The sequence below is a fragment of the Burkholderia sp. BCC0097 genome (assembly GCF_902832985.1).
In the GTDB taxonomy this organism is placed as follows: domain Bacteria; phylum Pseudomonadota; class Gammaproteobacteria; order Burkholderiales; family Burkholderiaceae; genus Burkholderia; species Burkholderia orbicola.
Window position 1 is genome coordinate 80,247 of the sequence record NZ_CADFDM010000010.1, and the last position, 22,144, is coordinate 102,390.

Genomic DNA, 22,144 nt, shown 5'->3' on the forward strand with positions numbered 1-22,144 from the left:
CGGGCCCGCCCACCCATGTCGGAGTGTCGGCTCGGGCGCGGCGGCCCTGCAGGCGATGCCGGCCGCCACCGGGCGCGGACGAAAAAAAGCCAGCCGCGGCCGAAACCGGGGCTGGCTTTCCAGGTCGGCGGCAAGGCGTCGGAGACGCCATGCACGCCGGATACTTCGTTTTTAGAACTTGTGACGCAGGCCGAGTGCGACGATTTCCTGCGAGCTCTTGCCGGCGATGCCGTACGAGCCGACCGACGCTTGCGCATCGGTACCGTCGGCGTTCTTGCCGCTTGCGTGCTGGTACGCGCCAACCAGGTAGATGTCCGTACGCTTCGACAGCGAGTAGTCCGCGCCGAGCGAAACCTGGTGGTACTTGGCGTCCGTCTGGCCGCTACCCTTCGTGTAGATGTAGCCGACGCCCAGCAGCAGCGGTGCCGATGCCTGGTACGTGACGAATGCGCGGCCCGTGTTGTACTTCTGGTTCGTGCCGAAGCCCGAGTTCGCATCCGCCTTGTACTGCGCGTTGCTGTAGCCGAGGCCGAACGTCACCGGGCCGAATGCGTACTGGCCAGCGACTTGCGCGATACCGATCGACGATGCCGACGTGTACGCGTTGTTGATGAAGTTACCCGAACCGTCGAAGATCGCGTCCGACGTGCCGGCCCAGCCGGTGCGCACGCCAGCGGCGCTCAGCGGAGCCGAGTTGTTCGCGTGGAAGTAACCTGCAGCCAGGCCGACCGGGCCGTTGTTGTAGGCTGCAGCTGCGGCCCACGTCTGACCCTTGCCGGTCGAGCCGGCGACGCCGCCGAGTGCGTACATCGCTTCGACTTGCAGGCCTGCCCAGACCGGCGACGTGTACTTGATCGCGTTGCTGACGCGCAGGCTGTTGTCGTTGTTGTCGACGTCACCCGGCGTGGCGAACACGCTGCCGAAGTAGTTGTCAGCCGTGACTGCCTGGACCAGGTCGACCAGCGGGTCGTACTGGCGACCCAGCGTCAGCGTACCGTACTGGTCGCTTTGCAGACCGACGAAGGCTTGACGACCGAACATGCGGCCACCCTGGCCCAGTGCGCCCGATGCCGAGTTGAAGCCGTTTTCCAACTGGAAGATCGCCTTCAGGCCGCCACCGAGGTCTTCCGAACCCTTCAGGCCGAAGCGGCTGCCTTGCAGGTTGCCGCTACCCATCGACCACGAATTGTTACCTTGACCATCGTTACCGTGAACATAGGTGATCGACGTGTCGATCACGCCGTACAGCGTGACGCTCGACTGAGCTTGAGCAGCACCGGCCGCGCCCAGCAGGGCGAGCGAGAGGGTCGAGAGAGCAAGTTTCTTCATCGTTGAGTTTCTCCACGCAAGTGATTCATCGTTATTTGTTGCGGATTGGAGAATAGCTCAGTGCCATACACGCAAGAAAGCTTAAAAAATAAAGTGTCTCGAAAAGGTAACAGCAGGAAAAAGTCTATATATATCAAGCACATCAGAGACTGTTCCTGTTTATGAAATAGTTGACAATTGCTGCGCTGCGATTGTTTCAATAGTTGATGTGCATGGCAGCACAACCCCTGTTTTGGCCCATTGCGGCAAGGAAAAGAGGGTGTGCAAACGTTTGCGGTTGCAGGTGTGCGCGCGCCGACGTGTAAAGAAAGTGTCGACGCCGCCTGAGTGCGCGGCGGACACCGGGGTTGCAAGGAAGCGGGAGGGTGTGCCTGGGCGCGCGAGATCGATGCACGGCCTGTTTCAGGGGCGGCGCAATCAGTCGTCGCGCGGACGATCGTCGGCTTGACCGGGTCGAGCGGCTTGAGCGGGCGCGGCCGACGCCGCATGCTCGGCCGGCCGATGCGCGTTGCCGCGGGCCGCCGCGAACTCCGCGCCGAGCAGCAGCACGATCGCGGAGAAGTACAGCCACATCAGCAGGACCGCGAACGATCCGGCCGCGCCGAACGCACTCGCGGTGCCCGCATGCGCGAGATACAGCGCGAACAGCTTCTTGCCGCCGGAGAACAGGATCGCGGACACGATGCCGCCGATCGCGGCGTCGCGCCACGCGACGCGCGCATCGGGCAGGAATTTCATCAACGACGCGAATGCGGCCGCGAGCACCGCGATGCCGACGAAGAACTGCACGAGGTTCGTGACGACCACGTATGGCGAATCGCCCAGCAGCCAGGTGCCGATGAAGGTGATCGCGGTGTCGAGCACGAGCGACACGATCAGCAGGAATGCCACGCCCAGCACGAGCCCGAACGAAATCAGCCGTACCCGCACCAGCCCGAGCATGCTCGACCAGCGGCTTTCGGTGGCCGGCCAGATCACGCTGAGCGCCGCGCTGAGCGACGCGAACGTGGCCGACGCGCCGATCGCGAGCGCGGCGAACGAGATCAGCGTGGCGAGGCCGCCGCGCTCGCCGGCGCGGTGCGCGTTCTGCACGATCGTCTGGATGCTGGCCGCCGCGTCGTCGCCGATCAACTGGTGCGCCTGTTCGAACACCTGGCCGCGCGCGGCGTCGTCGCCGTAGAACCAGCCGGCCACCGCGATCACCATCACGAGGGTCGGCGCGAGCGAGAACGCGGAGAAAAACGCGATGCCCGCGGCCATCGCGGAGCAGCGGTCGGACGAGAAGCGCTTGAACGCGGTGAGGGCCCAGTTGGCCTGCTGCTGGGCGAGACGGGTGGCTTCGGAAGTGATCTGTCGTTTCATGACGGTTCGGTTGCGCGCGGAACGCGGATCATCTCAGTTAATCGGACAAATCGGTATTGATCCGAGGATTCGATCAGAGTTGCCTGAACTGTCTATAATTCCTTTCAGTCGTACCCCACCCCACAATAACGCCGAGACCGCCATGCTACAAATGTCCCGGCGCCAGTTCCTGAAGGTGACGGCCACGTCGCTTGCCGGATCGAGTCTTGCCCTGATGGGCTTTTCTCCATCCGAAGCGCTGGCCGAAGTCCGACAGTACAAACTGGCGCGCACCGTCGAAACGCGCAACACCTGTCCTTACTGTTCAGTGGGTTGCGGCATCCTGATGTACAGCCTCGGAGACGGCGCGAAGAATGCGCAGCCGAGCATCATCCATATCGAAGGCGATCCCGACCACCCGGTCAATCGCGGCACGCTGTGCCCGAAGGGCGCGAGCCTGATCGATTTCATCCACAGCCCGAACCGCCTGACGCACCCCGAGTATCGTGCGCCCGGCTCGGACAAGTGGGAACCCATCTCGTGGAACGACGCGCTCGACCGCATCGCGAAGCTGATGAAGGCCGACCGCGACGCGAACTTCGTCGAGACGGCCGAAGACGGCGCGAAGGTCAACCGCTGGCTCACGACCGGCATGCTGGCCGCGTCGGCGGGCAGTAACGAGGTCGGCTACCTGACGCACAAGACCATCCGCAGTCTCGGGATGCTCGCATTCGACAATCAGGCGCGTGTCTGACATGGCCCGACGGTGGCAGGTCTTGCCCCGACGTTTGGCCGTGGAGCGATGACGAACCATTGGGTCGACATCAAGAACGCGGACGTGATTCTCGTGATGGGCGGCAATGCAGCCGAGGCCCATCCGTGCGGTTTCAAGTGGGTAACGGAGGCGAAGGCGCACCGCAAGGCGCGGCTGATCGTCGTCGACCCGCGCTTCACGCGTACGGCCTCGGTGGCCGATTACTACGCGCCGATCCGCACCGGCACCGACATCGTCTTCCTGGGCGGCGTCATCAACTATCTGCTGACGAACGACAAGATCCAGCATGAGTACGTGAAGAACTACACGGACTTCTCGTTCATCGTGCGCGAGGATTTCGCGTTCAACGACGGCATCTATTCCGGCTACGACGCGGAGAAGCACGCGTACCCGGACAAATCGAGCTGGGACTACGAGCGCGGCGACGACGGCTTCGCGAAGGTCGATCCGACGCTGCAGCATCCGCGTTGTGTATACAACCTGCTGAAGCAGCACTACGCGCGCTATACGGCCGACATGGTCCAGCAGGTCTGCGGCACGCCGAAGGAGAAATTCCTGAAGGTGTGCGAGATGCTCGCGACCACGGCCGTGCCCGGCCGCGCCGGCACGGTGCTGTACGCGCTCGGCTGGACGCACCACTCGATCGGCGCGCAGATCATCCGCACCGGCGCGATGGTGCAGCTGCTGCTCGGCAACATCGGCATCGCCGGCGGCGGGATGAACGCGCTGCGCGGCCACTCGAACATCCAGGGGCTGACCGACCTCGGGCTGATGTCGAACCTGCTGCCGGGCTACATGACGCTGCCGATGCAGGCCGAGCAGGATTTCGACGCGTACATCAAGAAGCGCGCGCAGCAGCCGCTGCGGCCGAACCAGCTCAGTTACTGGAAGAACTACAAGGCGTTCCACGTCAGCTTCATGAAGTCGTGGTGGGGCGACGCGGCCACCGCCGAGAACAACTGGGCGTACGACTACCTGCCGAAGCTGGACAAGCAGTACGACCTGCTGCAGGCGATCGAGCTGATGAATGCCGGCAAGATGAACGGCTACATCTGCCAGGGCTTCAACCCGCTCGCGGCGGCGCCGTCGAAGGTGAAGACGGCGGCGGGCCTCGCGAAACTGAAATGGCTCGTGATCATGGATCCGCTCGCGACCGAGACGTCCGAGTTCTGGAAGCACCACGGCGACTACAACGACGTCGATGCGTCGAAGATCCAGACCGAGGTGTTCCGTCTGCCGACCACCTGCTTCGCGGAGGAAAACGGCTCGCTCGTGAGTTCGAGCCGCGTGCTGCAGTGGCACTGGAAGGGCGCGGAGCCGCCGGGCGAAGCGAAGAGCGACCTCGAGATCATGTCGGGGCTGTTCCTGCGCATGCGCAAGCTGTACCAGAAGGACGGCGGCAAGTATCCGGACCCGATCGTGAACCTGACCTGGCCGTACGCGAACCCGGAGAGCCCGACGCCCGAGGAACTGGCGATGGAGTTCAACGGGAAAGCGCTCGCCGATCTGCCCGATCCGAAGGACCCGGCGAAGACGCTCGTGAAGAAGGGCGAGCAGCTCGCCGCGTTCGCGCAACTGAAGGACGACGGCACGACCGCGAGCGGCTGCTGGATCTTCTGCGGCGCGTGGACCCAGGCCGGCAACCAGATGGGGCGGCGCGACAACTCCGACCCGACCGGCATCGGCCAGACGCTGAACTGGGCGTGGGCGTGGCCGGCGAACCGACGCATCCTGTACAACCGCGCGTCGTGCGACGTCGCCGGCAAGCCGTTCGACCCGACCCGCAAGCTGATCGGCTGGAACGGCAGCGCGTGGAAGGGCGCCGACGTGCCGGACTTCAAGGCGGACGAACCGCCCGAAAACGGGATGGGGCCGTTCATCATGAATCCGGAAGGCGTCGCGCGCTTCTTCGCCCGCGCGGGGATGAACGAAGGTCCGTTCCCCGAGCACTACGAGCCGTTCGAGACGCCGCTCGGCGCGAACCCGCTGCATCCGAACAACCCGCTGGCGCTGAACAACCCGGCCGCCCGCGTGTTTCCGGACGACCGTGCGTCGTTCGGCAAGGTGGCGGACTTCCCGCACGTGGCGACCACGTACCGGCTGACCGAGCATTTCCACTACTGGACCAAGCATGCGCGGCTGAACGCGATCATCCAGCCCGAGCAATTCGTCGAGATCGGCGAAGACCTCGCGAAGGAAGTCGGCGTCGCGCATGGCGAGCGCGTGAAGGTGTCGTCCAAGCGCGGCTACATCATCGCGGTCGCCCTCGTCACGAAGCGGATCAAGCCGCTGACGGTCGACGGCAAGAAGGTCCAGACGGTCGGCGTCCCGTTGCACTGGGGCTTCAAGGGTCTGACGAAGCCCGGCTATCTCGCCAATACCCTGACTCCGTCCGTGGGTGACGGCAACTCCTATACACCGGAATTCAAGTCGTTCCTGGTGAAGGTCGAAAAGGCGTAAGGGGGAAGAGATGGCATTGCAATCGCTGGATATCAAGCGGGTCTCGGCCACCACGACGCCACCGCCCACGGTGCGCGAACCGGTGACCGGGAGCGTCGCGAAGCTGATCGACGTATCGAAGTGCATCGGCTGCAAGGCGTGCCAGACGGCATGCATGGAGTGGAACGACCTGCGCGACGAAGTCGGCACCAACGTCGGCGTGTACGACAACCCGGCCGACCTGACCGAGCATTCGTGGACGGTCATGCGGTTCTCCGAATACGAGAACCCGGCGGGCGACCTCGAGTGGCTGATCCGCAAGGACGGCTGCATGCACTGCGAGGATCCGGGCTGCCTGAAGGCGTGCCCGTCGCCGGGCGCGATCGTGCAGTACAACAACGGGATCGTCGACTTCCACGAGGAGAACTGCATCGGTTGCGGCTACTGCGTGACCGGTTGCCCGTTCAACGTGCCGCGGATCTCGAAGAAGGATCATCGCGCGTACAAGTGCACGCTCTGTTCCGACCGCGTCGCGGTCGGCCAGGAACCGGCCTGCGTGAAGACCTGCCCGACGGGCGCGATCGTGTTCGGCACCAAGGAGGACATGAAGCAGCACGCGGCCGAGCGGATCGAGGACCTGAAGGAGCGCGGCTTCGAGCACGCGGGGTTGTACGACCCGCAGGGCGTCGGCGGCACGCACGTGATGTACGTGCTGCACCACGCGGACAAACCGTCGCTGTACCACGGGCTGCCCGACAACCCGTCGATCAGCCCGATGGTGAAGCTGTGGAAGGGTATCGCGAAACCGCTCGCGGTCGCGGGCCTCGCGCTGACCGCGCTGGCCGGCTTCTTCCACTACGTCCGCGTCGGTCCGAACGAGGTCACCGACGAAGAGGAATCGGCCGCCCGCGACGAGGCACGACGCATCAAGGAGGACGCGAAATGAACCACGACGACCCCAACCTGATCGTCCGCTACACGCCGAACGAGCGCACGAACCACTGGATCACCGCGATCACGTTCGTGCTGCTCGCGTTGTCCGGGCTCGCGCTGTTCCATCCGTCGATGTTCTGGCTGACCGCGCTGTTCGGCGGCGGCCAGTGGACGCGGATCCTGCATCCGTTCGTCGGCCTCGTGATGTTCGTGTCGTTCGCGATTCTCGTGGTGCGCTTCTGGCACCACAATGCGCTCGATGCGGATGATCGCCAATGGCTGAAGCAGATCGGCGACGTGCTGACCAACCAGGAAGACAAGCTGCCGCCGGTCGGGCGCTATAACGCCGGACAGAAGCTGCTATTCTTCACGCTGGTGGCGTGCCTGCTGCTGCTCCTGCTGTCGGGAATCGTGATCTGGCGGCGCTACTTCTCGTTCTACTTCCCGATCGGGGTGATCCGCGCGGCCGCTGTCGTGCATGCCGTGGCGGCCTTCGTGCTGATCGCGAGCATCATCGTGCACATTTACGCGGCGTTGTGGGTGAAGGGTTCGATCGGTGCGATGGTGCGCGGCACCGTCACGCTGGGCTGGGCCCGCAAGCATCACCCGAAGTGGTTCCGTGAAAGCGTGAAATAACGCAGCGGAGGAGCGGGGCGGTACGCCGATTGCGGCGTGCTGCTCCGCCGACCGCAGGAATCGCCCGAGGCGCCGATTCGTCGGCGCTTGTTTTTTTGGAAGATATTTTCGTGACACAACGCATTCTGGAGCCGACCGAGATCTCGGCGCTCGATCATTCGGCCATTCCGCGCTTTCGCCTGCCGGAGCGCGCGACCGCGTTCGCGGCGCGGGCCGCGCGGCTGCGCAAGCTGGCCGACCTGAACCCGATCAGCGGCTACCTGCGGCTGATGGCCACCGTCGCCGACGCGCAGCACGCGACGCTGCAGGCGCTGGAGCTGCCGCTGCCGTCGAAGGAAGCGATCGCACGCGCGCAGGAGCATTCGATGCCGCTCGTGCCGGCGCTCGACGGCGAACGCGATTCGCGCTGGCGCGCCGTGCTGTATGAACTGCTCGACCGTGTCGAAAGCGCCGGGCTCGTCAATCCGCAGTTGGCGAAGCTGCTCGACCGGTTGCGCCTGATGGCGCCCGCCGAGCTCGACGCGCAAGCCGACGCGATCCTCGCGCTGCGCTTCGCCGAAGTCGATCCGGCCACCGCGCCGTTCCTGATGGCCGCGCTGCAGGTCGTATGGACGGAGCTCGCGAGCCGCGTGACGCCCACCGATGTCCCGTATCTCGATCAGCCGGGGCTGTGCCCGGTGTGCGGCACGCATCCGGTCGCGAGTGTCGTGCGGGTCGGCGGTCAGTACCAGGGCTACCGTTTCCTGCAGTGCGGGCTGTGCACGACCGAATGGCACATGGTGCGCACCAAGTGTTCGCACTGCGACTCCACGAAGGGCATCGCGTATCACGGGATCGAAGGCGGCAGCGAAGCCGTCAAGGCCGAATCGTGCGACGAGTGCAAGACCTATCGCAAGATCGGCTATCAGGAGAAGGACTACGAGTTCGAGCCGCTGGCGGACGATCTCGCGAGCCTCACGCTCGACCTGCTGATGAACGAGGCCGGCTACCAGCGCAGTTCGCCGAACCCGCTGCTGTGGCCCGACGTGTCGCGGGAAGCGGACTGACGGCACGGGGCCGGGGCGGTGCGCGAGCGCCGTCCCGGTCGACTGCGACGCATGAGACTGGAGCCACAACGACGTGACCGAACCGGGTGTGAATGAACTGAATGCCGTGCTGGCGCGGGTGCCGTCGGTCGAGCGCGTGCTGTCGTCGGCGCCGCTGCAGCCGCTCGTCGCCGACTATGGCCGCACGCGCGTGCTGAACGCCGTACGCGCCGAACTGGACCGCTGGCGCATGGCCGCGCAGCGCGATCCCGCGGCGGCCGAGCCGCTCGACGAGCCGCGCATTGCCGCCGCCGTCGCGCGTATCCTGGCCGTGCAGAGTGCGGGCGCCGTGCGCACCGTGTTCAACCTGACCGGCACCGTGCTGCACACGAACCTCGGGCGCGCGCTGCTGCCCGACGACGCGGTGCGCGCGGTGGTCGACGTGCTCACGCGGCCCGTCAACCTCGAGTTCGATCTCGCTACCGGCCGCCGCGGCGATCGCGATGACCTGATCGACGCTCTGCTGTGCGAACTGACGGGCGCGGAAGCCGCGACCGTCGTCAACAACAATGCGGCGGCCGTGCTGCTGACGCTGTCGGCGCTCGCGACGAAGCGGGAAGTCGTCGTGTCGCGCGGTGAGCTGGTCGAGATCGGCGGGGCATTCCGCATTCCCGACATCATGAGCCGCGCCGGCGCGAAGCTGCGCGAGGTCGGCACGACCAACCGCACGCATCTGCGCGACTACGCTGACGCGATCGGCCCGCGCACGGCGCTGCTGATGAAGGTGCACTGCAGCAACTACGCGATCAGCGGCTTCACGAAGGAGGCGACGCTCGCCGAACTCGCGCCGCTCGCGCGCGAGCGCGGCGTACCGGTGGCCGTCGATCTCGGCAGCGGCACGCTGGCCGATCTCACGCAATGGGGCTTGCCGCACGAGACGACCGTGCAGGAAACCGTCGCCGCCGGCGCAAACGTTGTCACGTTCAGCGGCGACAAACTGCTCGGCGGCCCGCAGGCCGGCTTGATCGTCGGCGATCGCGCGCTCATCGCGAAGATCAAGAAGCATCCGCTCAAGCGCGCGCTGCGCGTCGGCAAGCTGACGCTCGCGGCGCTCGAACCGGTGCTGCGCCTGTACCAGTCACCCGAATTCCTGCGCGAGCGCCTCACGACGCTGCGCCTGCTGACGCGCCCGCAGCGCGAGATCGCCGAAGCGGCCGAACGCGTGCGTCCGGCGCTGCAGGCCGCGCTCGGCGGCGGTTTCGACGTGACGGTCGAACCGATGTTCAGCCAGATCGGCAGCGGCGCGCTGCCGGTCGATCAGTTGGCGAGCGCGGGGCTCGTGGTGCGCTCGGCGGACGGCAAGCGCAGCGGCCGAGTGCTTGCGCAGCTCGAGAAACGGCTGCGCGAATGGCCGCGCCCGGTGATCGGCCGCGTGGCCGACAACGCGCTGCGGCTGGACCTGCGCTGCCTCGAAGCGGCCGACGAAGCGGCGTTCGTCGCGCAATGCGTGCCGCTCGCGGGGCCCGCTGCATGATCGTCGGGACCGCGGGGCACATCGACCACGGCAAGACCACGCTCGTGCGCGCGCTGACGGGCGTCGACACCGATCGCCTGAAGGAAGAGAAGGCGCGCGGCATTTCGATCGAACTCGGCTATGCCTATACGCCGCTCGGCAACGGCGACGTGCTCGGCCTGATTGACGTGCCGGGCCACGAGAAGCTGATTCATACGATGGCCGCCGGCGCGTGCGGCATCGACTTCGCACTGCTCGTGATCGCCGCCGACGACGGCGTGATGCCGCAGACGCGCGAGCATCTCGCGATCCTGCAACTGCTCGGCGTCACGCATGGCGCCGTCGCGCTGACGAAATGCGATCGCGTCGATGCCGCACGCGTTGCCGAGGTGCGCGACGAGATCGCCGTCTGGCTGCACGACTCGACGCTGGCTGGCGTGCCGATCTTCGAAACACGTGCAACGGTGGCCGACGATTCCGGCGTCGCCGCGTTGAAGCAGCACCTGGCCGACGCGGCGATCGCGTGGCGCGCGCGTCGCGACGACGGGTTGTTCCGGCTCGCGGTCGATCGCGTGTTTACGCTCGCCGGGCAGGGCACCGTCGTGACGGGTACCGCGTTCGCGGGCCGCGTCGCGACCGGCGACACGCTCGCGATCGTGCGCACGGGCGGCGCGGCCCGCGTGCGCAGCATCCACGCGCAGAACCGGCCGGTCGAGGCCGGCCGCGCGGGCGAACGTTGCGCGCTGAACCTGGCCGGTGTCGACAAGGCCGACGTCGAGCGAGGCGACACCGTCGCCGATGCGCGGCTCGTCGCGACATCGCCGCGCCTGGACGTCGAGCTGACGTTGCTCGCGGACGCCGGGCTGACGCTGACGCACTGGGCGCCGCTGCACGTGCATCTCGGCACGCTGCATCGCGTGGCCCACGTCGCGTTGCTGGACGGCGACACGCTCGCCGCCGGCCAGCGGATGCGCGTGCAACTGGTATTCGACGAGCCGGTGTTCGCGCTGCCGGGCGACCGCTTCATCGTCCGCAATCCGCAGGCGACGCGCACCGTCGGCGGCGGCCGCGTGCTTGATCCGTTCGGGCCGGCCCGCAAGCGCCGTACGCCTGCGCGCCGCGCGTGGCTCGACGCGCTCGCGGCGTGGCTCGACGAAGGGCGCCTCGATGCGCTGCTCGCGCAGGCGCCGCTCGGCATGGCGCGCGCGACGCTCACGCATCTGACGGGATTCGCACCCGATGCGCTGGCGTTGCCGGACGATGCGCTGGCGATCGGGCAACGCGATGCCGCGGCGAACGAAGGCGCGGTGATTTCGCATGCGCACTGGCGGGCATTGCAGACGCGGGCGGTCGACACGCTGCGCGCGTACCACGAACGCATGCCCGACGAGCAGGGGCTCGACGCCGCACGCCTGCGACGGATGGCTGCGCCGCTCGTCGGCGATACGCTGTGGCGCGCGCTCGTCGATGCGCTGGTGGCGAGCGGCGAAGTCGCGCGTAGCGGGCCGTGGCTGCATCTGCCGTCGCATTCGGTGAGCCTCGAGCCGCGCGAGGAAGCGCTGGCGCGGCAACTGCTGCCGCTGATCCACGCGGGGCGCTTCGATCCGCCGTGGGTGCGCGACCTGGCCCGCGATACGGGCGCAGCCGAGGATGCGGTGCGCACGCTGCTGCGCAAGCTGGCGCGGCGCGGCGACGTGCACCAGGTCGTGCGCGACCTGTTCTATCACGCGGACATCGCGCGCGAACTGGCGGAACTGGTCGCGCATCTCGCGCCGTCGCGCGGCGGCGGGCTCGATGCCGCGACGTTCCGCGACGCGACGGGGCTCGGTCGCAAGCGCGCGATCCAGATTCTCGAGTTCTTCGATCGGGTTGGGTATACTCGCTTCCACCGCGATCTTCACTACCTGCGGCCTGACAGCGGTTGGGCGGGTATTCAGGCGTAGGCGCTCGTTGTTCTTCGGTTTCTTTTCCCGCGGAAGGCATTCGTATCCGGTGGTACGGCCGGGCTTCAAACCCGGTTGGGGGTGTCAGACACTCCCGGGTCAGTTCGACTCTGGCTGCCTTCCGCCACACAAAGGTTCCCGGGCATTCCGGCGGCGTTCGCGCGACGTTCACCGTCGCGCAGTGCCGGCCGTTCGTTACGGCCCCCGTATCAGGTCGCGATGCGCGGACTCGCGGAATTCGCCGGGCGTCATCCCTGTCTGCTTGCGGAAGTAGCGGCTGAAGTACGCGCTGTCGGCGAAGCCTGTCTCGTGCGCGATCTGCTTGACGCTCAGGTTCGAATAGACGAGGTCGCGTTGCGCCTCGCGAATTACGTGTTCGTTGATGACGGCCATGGTCGAGATGCCGAGTTCTTCACGGCACACGCGCGCAAGCTTCGCGGCAGTCACGCCGAGCCGTTCGGCGTAGAACGCCACCGGCTGGTGTTCGCGAAAATGCGCGGCGATGAGTTCGCGGTAGCGCCGCAGCAGCGTGCCGCGGCGATCGGTGCCCGTATGCGACGGGGCCGCCGCGAGATCGCTCAAACGCGCGATATGAACGAGCAACGCAACGAGCAGCGCCATTCCCGCCGCGCCGCGGCCACGCGACGTGCCGCGAAACTCCTGTTCGAGCAATGCGAACAGCGGCATCAGCATCGACACGCTCGCGTCCGGCCCCTTGACCGGAATCACCGCGGCGCGTTGCAGCACTGGTAGTACGTTGGGCGCGACCGCCTTCAGCAACGCATCAGGCGCCCGTTGCGCGACGGTGATCACGAGGCCGTCGATCTGCGGCGAGAACTCGAACGCATGCACGGTTTGCGCGGGGAGCAGCACGAGGCAGGGCGGCACGAACGGCAGCTTGTCGCTCTCGATCACGACGTGTCCGCTTCCGCCGCGAATGTACAAAATCTGCAAGAGCGCATCGTGGCGATGCGCAGCGATATGCCAGTCGTTGGGCCGGCTGCGCTCGTGTATCCATTCGAAGTTGAATGCGTCATACCAAGGCGGGCGAGCCGATTCGCCGTACAGGTCGTAGTTAGGGATTCTCCTCATGCCGACTGGCCTCCTGTGTACAAATTGTCCTGCTGCTCGCGGTGTTTGTCCAGTTTTCGCCGGCGCGGCACTTCTATACTTTTCCCAACGGCGCGACGTGCGCATTACGCACCGCGGCCGGGATCGAACGGTCGGTTCGGCATTCATGGAAACAGGGCGCGACTATATATCAAGGATAACTAACATGATCTCCGAAGCAAACGAACACCAACCGGACTGGTTGCGGCTCAACGGCAAGACATGTGTCGTGACGGGGGCGGCGGGCGGCATTGGCGCGTCGATTGCGCAGACGTTCGTCGCGGCTGGTGCACGCGTCGCGCTGCTCGACCGCGATGCGGACAAGACGATCGCGCTGGCGGAGCAGTTGCGTGCCTGCGGCGCGGATGTCGTCGCGGTTGCATGCGACATCGGCGATCCGACCAGCGTCGCCCAGGCGGCCGAACGCGTGCAGCGCGATCTCGGCACCGCGGACGTGTTGGTCAACAACGCCGGCTTGCTGCGCGCCGGCGGCATCGAGACCATCGATCTCGATGCGTGGAACGCGATGCTGCGCGTCAATCTGACGGGTTACATGCTGTGCTCGCAAGCATTCGGGCGCGCGATGCTCGCGCGCGGCTCGGGCTCGCTGGTGCATGTCGCGTCCATCGCGGCGCGTCATCCGCAGACGCACAGCGGCGCCTACAGCGCCAGCAAGGCGGGCGTCGCGATGCTGGCGCGGCAACTGGCGGCCGAGTGGGGGCCGCGCGGCGTGCGCAGCAATACCGTGTGTCCGGGCATGATCCGCACGCCGTTGTCCGAGTCGTTCTACGCGAACGGCGACATCGAAGCGCGCCGCAGCGCGATGACGGCCAGCCGACGCATCGGCCGTCCCGACGACATCGCGAACGTCGTCGCGTTTCTGGCGAGCCCGCGCGCGGCGTACGTGAACGGTGCGGAGCTCGTCGTCGACGGCGGCCTCGACGCGATGCTGATGGATCTGGTCCCGCGCCCGGGCTATGAAGCCGGCGCCGCCCCGAAATAATTCAACGACCCGGCTTGCGCCGCACGAACCGTCGCCGCTCGAGCGACGCCGCGGCGCAGCCCTATCACTGGAGGAGAACGCGATGAGCGACCAGCGGCGTTCGAAGGATGTCACGTGCGACCTGCTCGTGATCGGAGCGGGAGCGGGCGGCCTGTCCACCGCGATCACCGCACGCAAGGCCGGACTCGACGTGATCGTCGTCGAGAAGGAGAGCTGCTTTGGCGGCACGACGGCTTTTTCCGGCGGCGTACTGTGGATTCCCGGCAACCCTCATGCAGCGGCGAACGGCGTGCACGACGCGCGGGAAGCCGCGCGCACCTATCTGCGCGGCGAAACCGGTGCGTTCTACGACGACGAGGCGATCGAGGCATTTCTCGAGCACGGTCCGCGGATGCTCGAATTCTTCGAGCGGGAAACGGAAGTGAAATTCGTGCCGACGCTCTATCCCGACTATCATCCGGATCGGCCGGGCGGTGTCGACATCGGCCGCTCGGTGGTGGCCGCGCCTTACGACGCGCGCGGGCTCGGCCGCGATCTCGAACGCTTGCGTCCGCCGCTGAAGACCATCACGTTCATCGGGATGATGTTCAATTCGTCGAACGCGGATCTCAAGCATTTCTTCAATGCGACGCGGTCGCTGACATCGGCGTGGTACGTGACGAAGCGGCTCGCTTCGCACCTGAAGGATCTCGCGCTGTATCGGCGCGGCGTGCAGATCACGAGCGGCAACGCACTCGCGGCGCGGCTCGCGAAGTCCGCCCTGGATCTTGGCGTTCCGATTTTCACCGACACGGCGGCGCGTGAGCTCGTCGTGAACGACGGGCGCGTCGTCGGTGCAACGGTCGAAGGCGATGGCGCCAGGTATCGCATCACTGCGCGGCGTGCGGTGGTGCTGGCAAGCGGCGGCTTCTCGCACGATGTCGCGCGCATTGCGCGTGCGTATCCGCATGTCGCGCGTGGCGGCGAGCATGTGTCGCCGGTGCCTGCCGGCAACACCGGCGATGGCGCGAAGCTCGCCGAGCACGTCGGCGGCCGGGTCGAGATCCGCTATCCGCAGCCGGCCGCGTGGATGCCGGTATCGCGCGTGCCGCTCGGCGACGGCCGGTTTGGCGTGTTTCCGCATCTGCTCGATCGCTACAAGCCGGGCGTCATCGGCGTCACCCGCCACGGCAAGCGGTTTACCAACGAATCGAATTCGTACCACGACGTCGGCGCGGCGATGGTCGACGCATGCAGCGGCGACACCGAAACGGCGATGTGGCTGGTCTGCGATCACGCGACGATCCGCAAGTACGGGCTGGGCTTCGCGAAGCCCGCGCCGGTGCCGCTCGGGCCGCTGCTGCGCAACGGCTATCTCGTCAAGGGCTCCACGCTCGCGGAACTCGCACGGCAGGCGGGCATCGACGCCGCGAACCTGGAAGCAACGGTGCGGCGCTACAACGAAGGCGCCGTGCACGGCGAGGATCCCGAGTTCGGTCGCGGCACCACGTCGTTCAACCGCTATCTCGGCGATCCGGCCCATCTCCCGAACCCGTGCGTGGCGCCGCTCGGGGCGGGCCCGTACTACGCGCTGAAAGTCCTGATGGGCGATCTCGGTACCTTCGACGGCATTCGCACGAACGTGCACGGCCAGGTGCTCGCCACCGACGACCGGCCGGTGGCCGGCTTGTACGCGGTCGGCAACGACCGGGCCAGCATCATGGGCGGGAACTACCCGGGCGCCGGCATCACGCTCGGGCCGATCATGACGTTCGGCTACCTGAGCGCGCGCCACATCGCGGGGCTCGCCGATCCGGCGCCTGCCGCTGCCGCAACGCGCCGCGCAGCCGCGCGCGCGATCGCCTGAATCCGGAGCACGGCATGAATCCGTCCAAAGCCTTCATCGACCACCGCATCTATACGATCCGTCCGCGCGGCATGGCCGAATTCCTCGACATCTTCGACCGCTACGCAATGCCGATCCAGGTGAAGTACCTCGGCCCGCCCGTCGGGTTCTATACGAGCGACATCGGGGCGCTGAACCAGGTCGTGCACTTGTGGGGCTACGACAGCATTGCCGACTACGACACGCGGCGCACCGCGCGGGATGCCGACCCGGAATGGCCGGCCTATTTGCAGGCGTCCGGCCATCTGATCATCGCGCAGGAAAGCCGCATCGTCCGTCGCGTCGATTTTCCGAGCCTCGCGTATCTGGTGCGCTGAGCACACGATGAAGCCGGAAGATCATGGGGTCGCTATACAAGTGGCAATCGTGACGGGCAGTTGAATCGGGCGGCGCTCGGGCGCCTCGCCGATCCGGACGAGATCGCGCGCGAGCGCATTCCTGGCCTCGGACGCGGGGAGCTGCATCACCGGTACGGTGCTGGCCGTCGATGGTGGCTGGCTGGCCTACGGCGCAGCGGATTCGCCGTCCGCCCGAGCGGGACACCGACAATCAAGCAATGGAGACAGCCGTGCGCCGGACGCGCAAGCGCCGCGACGCGCACGGCATACAGGAGACACATGATGACAACCCCGACCCGGACGCTCGACGTGCAGTCGTTCATCGATGCAGAGCGCTTTTCTCCCAGCCAGTGGCTGATTCTGGTCCTGTGCTTTCTGGTCGTGGCCGCCGATGGCTACGACACCGCCGCGATCGGCTTCATCGCACCCGCGCTGATTCACGACTGGGGCATCGCGCGCAGCGCGCTCGGCCCGGTGATGAGCGCGGCGCTGGCCGGCCTCGGCATCGGTGCGCTCGCCGCCGGCCCGTGTGCCGACCGGCTCGGCCGCAAGACGGTGCTCGTGTTGTCGGTGGCGTGCTTCGGCGGATGGAGCATCGTGTCGGCGCACGCACAATCGGTCGGCGAGTTGACGGCGTTCCGCTTCCTGACCGGCCTGGGGCTCGGCGCGGCGATGCCCAATGCCGTGACGCTGATGTCCGAATACGCGCCCGCACGGATTCGCAGCCTGGTGGTCAATGCGATGTTTTGCGGCTTCTCGGGCGGGCTTGCCGTGGGCGGCATCGCGTCGGCGTGGCTGATTCCGCACTTCGGCTGGCAAAGCGTGCTGACGGCGGGCGGGGTGGTGCCGATCGTGCTGGCTGCGGCACTCGTCGCATGGCTGCCCGAGTCCGCGCAGTATCTCGCCGCGCGAGCGGGCAAGCACGACCGGATCGCGCGGATTCTCGCCCGGATCGCACCGCGCGAGCGTTTCGACGACTGCATGTTCGTGGCTGCCGAAGCCCGCAAGGAAACCGGAGGCGGTGTGCCGGCGCTCGCGCTGGTGCTGTCGGGCCGGTTCCGTTCGCGCACGCTGATGCTGTGGGCTGCGTATTTCATGGGTCTCCTGATCTACTACCTGCTGACCAACTGGATGCCGACGCTGTTTCGCGACGCAGGGTTCGGCGCGGAGGGTGGTGCGCTGATGACGTCGCTGTTCCCGCTCGGCGGTGTGCTGGGCAATCTCTGCGCGGGCTGGCTGATGGATCGCTTCAATGCGAACCGGACGATCGTCTGCACCTATGTCGTGGCGGCCGCGCTGGTGCTCGTGGTGGGCCGCACGCTCGGACATGCCGCGTGGCTCGGCACGCTGACGCTCCTGTGCGGCACCGTCGTGACGGGCGCGGTGACGTCGATGTCGGCCTACGCCGCGAGCCTGTATCCGACCCGTTGCCGCGCCACCGGCGTTGCCTGGATGCTTGGCATCGGACGGGTCGGCGGTGTGGCCGGCGCGTTCCTCGGCGCGCTGCTGATGGGCTGGGGATGGCATTTCGGCGACGTCTTCAGCCTGCTCGCGGTGCCGTCGCTCGTGGCGGCCGGTGCGGTGTATCTGATCGGCAGTCGCCACGCGGATTCGGCCGAGCCGGAGGGCGCCGCGGGGCCGGCGGTCCAGCAGCACTGACGGCGCCGCGATCGGGCCGGGCGTATGCGATGCCCGGCCCGGTTGTTCATTCGGCCGCGTGCTTGCGGCGCTTTCGGGGCGCAGAGCCCCATATCGTCAGGCCCGACCAGAATGGCAGCGGCGGAAAGGCCGGCGGCGCGGGTGCTATCGCCGGCCGGCATCGCGCAGCAGCCCGAGGCGCACGAGGCTTTCGGCCGTGGCGACAATGGCGTCCTCGCGCGGGCGGGGCGACCAGCCGAGCAAGCTGATGGCCTTGTGGCTGGTGGCGTTCAGATTGCGGCCGAGCAACGGCAGCGATCCGCGCAGCGCGGGATCCCTGAGCGCGCCGATGCGTACCAGCCAGTCGGGCAGCACCCGGGTGGACACGTGGCGCGCGGCGTCCCCCATGCGCGCCTTGAGCACTTGCGCGACTTCGGCGAGCCACATGCTTTCGCCTGCAATGGCAATGAAGCGCTCGCCGTTCGCGGCTTCGTGGGTCATGGCTCGCACATGCAGGTCGGCGACATCGCGCACGTCGACGAAGCCGGAATTGATTCGCGGATTGCCGGGCTGGCCGTCCAGCATGCCCCTGATCAGGCGGATGGAGTGCGAATAGTCGTCGCCGAGCACGGGGCCGACAACCGTCACCGGATTGATCGCGGACAGTTGCATGCCGCGTCCTTCCCGCGCGACGAAATCCCAGGCCGCGCGCTCCGACAAGGTCTTCGACTTCTGATAAGGCCAGACATCGGCGGCCGTCAGGTTGCTCCAGTCGGTTTCGTCGAAGGGGCGGCTCATTGGCCCGTGTCCGGCGCAGATCGCACCGAAAGCGGAAGTCAGCACGACGCGCTTGACACCGGCGTCCCGCGCGGCACGCAGCACGCGCAGCGTGCCTGCCACGGCGGGCTTGACCCAGTCGTCTTCACTCGTCTGCGTGCCGGTGGGCGTGGGCGACGCGCCATGCACGACGTAAGTGCAGCCGGCCGTTGCCTGTTGCCAGCCGTCGTCGGCGAGGAGATCCGCCTCGACGAATGACAGACGGCCTCCGGGTTCTGCACCGCCTCTTTCGAGCTGGGCACGCACTTGCGTCTCGCGTGCGAGCGAGCGAACGGTGGTTCGTACCTGGTAGCCTCGATTCAGCAGCGCCAGGATGCAGTGTTGTGCAATGAAGCCGGTGCCGCCTGTTACGAGAACCGATACGTCGTTGGTATTGCCGTTCATGTCGTTGATTGTCCGGGATGAAGAACCGGAAGGTTAAGACCCGGCCCGCGGCTTGTTAATGCTCCATAGTGCGATTTACTTGCGCGACAGTACGATGATGAGTGACGACCCCTTCTCCGACATCCTGAGACTCACGAACGCCGAATCGCTTTGGAAGCGGGGAAGTCGGATTACCGACGGCAAAACGGTCGTTCGTCCTCGCAAGCGATCCTTGCGTTCCGCTCGTTAACGCGATGGCGTTGCGCTCGGGCGCCGGAAAGTCGACGGTGAAACCGGGCGACGGCGACGACGAGAAAAACCGCCGCGCGCTACGAGCGGGTGCACTGGAAGCTTGCCGCTGCGTTTACATCGCCGCCGATATACTTTGGCCACAGTGGATAGCGGCACAACGGGCGCGTCCTCCCGAGCGTAGCTGCGTTAAGGTCGCTCATCGTCAGTGTTTCAGGCGCGTTGCCGCTTTCCACCCATTCATCGAGTGCGGATAGTGAATCGATGGCGGGATGAAACGGTCCGGTGCCATGGCCGACTCCCGGCATCAGATAAAACCGCACGAAGCCGTCGACCGTTCCTTGTCCGAAACGCTGCACCAGACCGGTGTAATAGTCGGTGCTCGAGTCGGTGCTCACGATTTCGTCGGCAAGGCCGTGCGTCATGATGAGCTTGCCGCCTTTCGCGACATAGGCGCTCAGGTCGGTGCTCGTTGCATCGGTGAGTGCCGATAGCGCCTGGACGCGCGACTGATACGCACCGGGATTGACCGGATCGAACGTCAACGAATCGAACGTGGGCACGCGCGTGACGAAGTACTTGACCCATTGATCGCCCGTCACCCACTGGTTCGCATCTTTCTTTCCCGCCGGATTGGCCGGTACTTTCGATTCGCCGAGATCACGCGTCGTGTAGGGCCCCGCGAACACCGAACCCGCGAGGATGTTGTAGCCAGCGTATCGCGTCACGCCGTTCGCAAGTGGATAAGGCAATTGCAACGGCGCAGCGATGGTCTGAACGGTCGCGATCTGCGCATCCGACAGACAGGTGTCGCCCGAATCCACGCCATTCGGACAGCGCACGGACGCCAGCACCGTCGCCGATTGCGCGTTGCACGCCGCCACGTTGGACACGATGCCGTCGGCGACGCCGTCGAGCGCATCGCACGCGTTCATGACGGCATGTTGCAGCAGCACCGTCTTGGCGACGTCGAGCCAGCCTGCGCCGTTGTTCAGGTAGAGTGCGCGGCCCAGCATGACGTTGCTCAAACGCAGCCCGGTATAGTTGAGCGCCGGGCGATTCACGACGATACCGTCATAGTCCGAGGGCCAGCGTTGCGCTTCGCTCAACCCGTCCCGACCACCTGTCGAACTGCCGAAGAAATAGGTTTTGCCGGGCGCGCTCGCGTAGCGTTTTCTGATGAGCACCATCGCGACGTCGTGCGTCTTCTTCAGGCTCAGGCCGCCGTAGTTCGCAAGCGATTCGTCATTCGCGGCGAACTTGCCGTCAGTGATGCTGGAGCTCTGATGCCCGGAATCGTCGCCGAACGTCGCGTAGCCGTTGGCAAGCGGCGTCGGCGTGCCCGTTGGCGCCATGTCGAGCGCGTCGACGCCGGTAATCAGCGTACCGTCGAAGCCGCCGCCGCCATAATGCAGCGCCTTGCGGTTCCAGTTGGTCGGCAGATTGACCTGAAACCTGATTGACGGCGCCGCGGGATCGACGGGAGCGATGGCGCCATTCACCTGGCAATATTCCCCGGCGGCTTCCGCCAGCGTCGCGCTCGTGACCGTCGCACCGCCGGTCGGCTCGGCTATCGAAGAGGCCGGAATCGCCAGGCCGTTCAACGCCGCGCATTGGGTTGCGGCCGAGGGCGGCGGCGAGCTTGCCGAGGCGCCGCCGCCCGATTCATTTCCGCCGCAAGCGCTGATGCAAAGGCTCAGGGCGATCGCCCACCACAACGGTCTGTTGTCCATCGTCGTCTCCAGATGAATTGATTGCTATTCGAGAGCACCGCCTTCCTGCTCGACGCGAGATTCGGCGAGCCGAACGGAGGGGCCAAACAACGCGCACACGCCGGCCTGCGATACGAACATCGCGTCGCCGCTGTGCCCCGCGCCTTGAACTTCATGCAGCTCATGCCGCAATTCAGGATGCCGGGCGCGCAGATAGGCGAAGTACGCGCGGCCGCGAGCGAGGCGGTGCGGGCCTTGCATCATCGCCTCGCATGAGCGGTCGAGAGCCGGGTGCTCCGGATCGTCGTCGTGCGTACCGAGCAGATAGGTGACGTCGTGATCGACGTAACGACGCTCGAGCGATTGCGCGTCGAGTCCGTCCGCATAGCGGGGAAGTCGTGACGTGCCGTATTTCCATTCATTGAATCCGGCACATGCGGTTTGATCGATGCCTTCGCCATGCGGACGCCAAGCGTCGAAGTACACATATGACGAAGGATTCGCAATGACGTACCGTACCGTCACACCGCGTGCGAGACAACATGCGGTCGCGTTGCTGAGTACCGCGTGCCGATGCGCGACCTGCGCCCCGCCGGAATGCCCTGCGATCACGATCTCGCGCAGCCTCGGATAGCGGCCGCTCTGCATGCCTCGAACGTAATGTTCGACGAGCGCATCGAGTACATCGAATGAGCTGAGCGGCGCTGGACCGATTGCGTCGAGTCCGCCCATCCACGAGGTCCATTCCCAATGCAGACAGTCGTCCGCCAACGGGTGATACTCGACGTCGGCCGTCGCGAGAAATTGCGGCACGGCGAGCATCACGTTTGCTGCATCGGCCGTCGACGCGTCGAGCGCGCGCTGCGTCGATCGAAGGTATGCGTCGGCGTCGCGCAATCTGCCGTGCAGCATGACGACGACCTGCGTCGCGGTGGCCGGCGCGACGCTGCCGCCCGTGAACAGCGGCACGCTGGCTTCGCCGCGTGACGTCGAGACGGTCAACCGCTCACTGGCGACGACTTTGACGGGTACTTCGTTACGTGGGCGCACTTCATGGTTCCGGGGAAGGCACATC

At 66.3% G+C, this 22,144-nt stretch carries 16 protein-coding genes and 1 tRNA gene; 11 read left to right on the top strand and 6 right to left on the bottom strand.

Features of this window, described 5'->3' with window-relative positions:
* Positions 1-171 precede the first annotated feature (171 nt).
* Positions 172-1,329, bottom strand: a complete 1,158-nt coding sequence (locus HWX07_RS29385; RefSeq protein ID WP_069230901.1) for a porin — start codon at positions 1,327-1,329, stop codon at positions 172-174.
* Positions 1,330-1,746: 417 nt separating this feature from the next.
* Complete coding sequence (locus HWX07_RS29390) at positions 1,747-2,691, bottom strand: YihY/virulence factor BrkB family protein (RefSeq protein ID WP_124461544.1); 945 nt, start codon at positions 2,689-2,691, stop codon at positions 1,747-1,749.
* Between the two features lie 142 nt (positions 2,692-2,833).
* Here HWX07_RS29390 and fdnG point away from each other — a divergent pair, with 142 nt between their 5' ends.
* The 7 genes from fdnG (at position 2,834) to HWX07_RS29425 (ending at position 12,061) form a co-directional block, all read left to right on the top strand.
* Complete coding sequence (gene fdnG, locus HWX07_RS29395) at positions 2,834-5,905, top strand: formate dehydrogenase-N subunit alpha (RefSeq protein WP_175878654.1); 3,072 nt, start codon at positions 2,834-2,836, stop codon at positions 5,903-5,905.
* A gap of 10 nt (positions 5,906-5,915) precedes the next feature.
* On the top strand, positions 5,916-6,830 hold the full coding sequence (gene fdxH, locus HWX07_RS29400) for a formate dehydrogenase subunit beta (protein WP_124461540.1): 915 nt from the start codon (positions 5,916-5,918) through the stop codon (positions 6,828-6,830).
* On the top strand, positions 6,827-7,453 hold the full coding sequence (locus tag HWX07_RS29405; RefSeq protein WP_027805740.1) for a formate dehydrogenase subunit gamma: 627 nt from the start codon (positions 6,827-6,829) through the stop codon (positions 7,451-7,453). Before fdxH ends, HWX07_RS29405 begins: the two co-directional genes overlap by 4 nt.
* 110 nt (positions 7,454-7,563) lie before the next feature.
* Positions 7,564-8,499 carry a formate dehydrogenase accessory protein FdhE gene (gene fdhE / locus HWX07_RS29410; protein WP_175878655.1) on the top strand — a complete coding sequence of 312 codons (936 nt, stop codon included), beginning with the start codon at positions 7,564-7,566 and terminating at the stop codon, positions 8,497-8,499.
* A gap of 73 nt (positions 8,500-8,572) precedes the next feature.
* Positions 8,573-10,012 carry an L-seryl-tRNA(Sec) selenium transferase gene (gene selA / locus HWX07_RS29415; RefSeq protein WP_175878656.1) on the top strand — a complete coding sequence of 480 codons (1,440 nt, stop codon included), beginning with the start codon at positions 8,573-8,575 and terminating at the stop codon, positions 10,010-10,012.
* A complete protein-coding gene (gene selB, locus HWX07_RS29420; RefSeq protein ID WP_175878657.1) occupies positions 10,009-11,934 on the top strand; it encodes a selenocysteine-specific translation elongation factor in 1,926 nt (641 codons plus the stop codon). Before selA ends, selB begins: the two co-directional genes overlap by 4 nt.
* A gap of 31 nt (positions 11,935-11,965) precedes the next feature.
* Positions 11,966-12,061 (top strand) — tRNA-Sec (locus HWX07_RS29425).
* Positions 12,062-12,129: 68 nt separating this feature from the next.
* On the opposite strand, the gene HWX07_RS29430 is transcribed toward HWX07_RS29425, so the two are convergent.
* Positions 12,130-13,026 (bottom strand): helix-turn-helix domain-containing protein, encoded by an 897-nt coding sequence (locus HWX07_RS29430; protein WP_175878658.1) that lies wholly within the window; start codon positions 13,024-13,026, stop codon positions 12,130-12,132.
* A gap of 187 nt (positions 13,027-13,213) precedes the next feature.
* Here HWX07_RS29430 and HWX07_RS29435 point away from each other — a divergent pair, with 187 nt between their 5' ends.
* The 4 genes from HWX07_RS29435 (at position 13,214) to HWX07_RS29450 (ending at position 17,929) form a co-directional block, all read left to right on the top strand.
* Entirely contained in the window at positions 13,214-14,047 is an 834-nt protein-coding gene (locus tag HWX07_RS29435; protein ID WP_124461610.1) for an SDR family oxidoreductase, read from the top strand.
* Positions 14,048-14,129: 82 nt separating this feature from the next.
* Positions 14,130-15,893 carry an FAD-dependent oxidoreductase gene (locus tag HWX07_RS29440; RefSeq protein ID WP_175878660.1) on the top strand — a complete coding sequence of 588 codons (1,764 nt, stop codon included), beginning with the start codon at positions 14,130-14,132 and terminating at the stop codon, positions 15,891-15,893.
* Between the two features lie 14 nt (positions 15,894-15,907).
* Positions 15,908-16,249, top strand: coding sequence for an NIPSNAP family protein (locus tag HWX07_RS29445; RefSeq protein WP_175878661.1), 342 nt, complete (start codon positions 15,908-15,910; stop codon positions 16,247-16,249).
* A 303-nt stretch (positions 16,250-16,552) separates the two neighbouring features.
* The gene (locus HWX07_RS29450; protein WP_175878662.1) at positions 16,553-17,929 is read left to right on the top strand and encodes an MFS transporter; all 1,377 of its coding nucleotides are present in this window, start codon (positions 16,553-16,555) and stop codon (positions 17,927-17,929) included.
* Between the two features lie 144 nt (positions 17,930-18,073).
* Here the strand turns inward: HWX07_RS29450 and HWX07_RS29455 are convergent, their stop codons facing one another.
* The 3 genes from HWX07_RS29455 to HWX07_RS29465 all read right to left on the bottom strand — a co-directional run bounded on the left by HWX07_RS29455 (position 18,074) and on the right by HWX07_RS29465 (position 22,143).
* Complete coding sequence (locus HWX07_RS29455) at positions 18,074-19,129, bottom strand: aldehyde reductase (protein WP_175878663.1); 1,056 nt, start codon at positions 19,127-19,129, stop codon at positions 18,074-18,076.
* A gap of 308 nt (positions 19,130-19,437) precedes the next feature.
* A complete protein-coding gene (locus tag HWX07_RS29460; protein WP_175878664.1) occupies positions 19,438-21,090 on the bottom strand; it encodes a tannase/feruloyl esterase family alpha/beta hydrolase in 1,653 nt (550 codons plus the stop codon).
* A gap of 24 nt (positions 21,091-21,114) precedes the next feature.
* A complete protein-coding gene (locus tag HWX07_RS29465; RefSeq protein WP_175878665.1) occupies positions 21,115-22,143 on the bottom strand; it encodes a hypothetical protein in 1,029 nt (342 codons plus the stop codon).
* Position 22,144: the final 1 nt, after the last annotated feature.

Coding starts and splice junctions, on each gene's coding strand:
- HWX07_RS29385 (WP_069230901.1), bottom strand. CDS start 1,329: ATGAAGAAACTTGCTCTCTCGACCCTCTCGCTCGCCCTGCTGGGCGCG.
- HWX07_RS29390 (WP_124461544.1), bottom strand. CDS start 2,691: ATGAAACGACAGATCACTTCCGAAGCCACCCGTCTCGCCCAGCAGCAG.
- fdxH (WP_124461540.1), top strand. CDS start 5,916: ATGGCATTGCAATCGCTGGATATCAAGCGGGTCTCGGCCACCACGACG.
- HWX07_RS29405 (WP_027805740.1), top strand. CDS start 6,827: ATGAACCACGACGACCCCAACCTGATCGTCCGCTACACGCCGAACGAG.
- selB (WP_175878657.1), top strand. CDS start 10,009: ATGATCGTCGGGACCGCGGGGCACATCGACCACGGCAAGACCACGCTC.
- HWX07_RS29430 (WP_175878658.1), bottom strand. CDS start 13,026: ATGAGGAGAATCCCTAACTACGACCTGTACGGCGAATCGGCTCGCCCG.
- HWX07_RS29440 (WP_175878660.1), top strand. CDS start 14,130: ATGAGCGACCAGCGGCGTTCGAAGGATGTCACGTGCGACCTGCTCGTG.
- HWX07_RS29445 (WP_175878661.1), top strand. CDS start 15,908: ATGAATCCGTCCAAAGCCTTCATCGACCACCGCATCTATACGATCCGT.
- HWX07_RS29450 (WP_175878662.1), top strand. CDS start 16,553: ATGACAACCCCGACCCGGACGCTCGACGTGCAGTCGTTCATCGATGCA.
- HWX07_RS29455 (WP_175878663.1), bottom strand. CDS start 19,129: ATGAACGGCAATACCAACGACGTATCGGTTCTCGTAACAGGCGGCACC.
- HWX07_RS29460 (WP_175878664.1), bottom strand. CDS start 21,090: ATGGACAACAGACCGTTGTGGTGGGCGATCGCCCTGAGCCTTTGCATC.
- HWX07_RS29465 (WP_175878665.1), bottom strand. CDS start 22,143: ATGTGCCTTCCCCGGAACCATGAAGTGCGCCCACGTAACGAAGTACCC.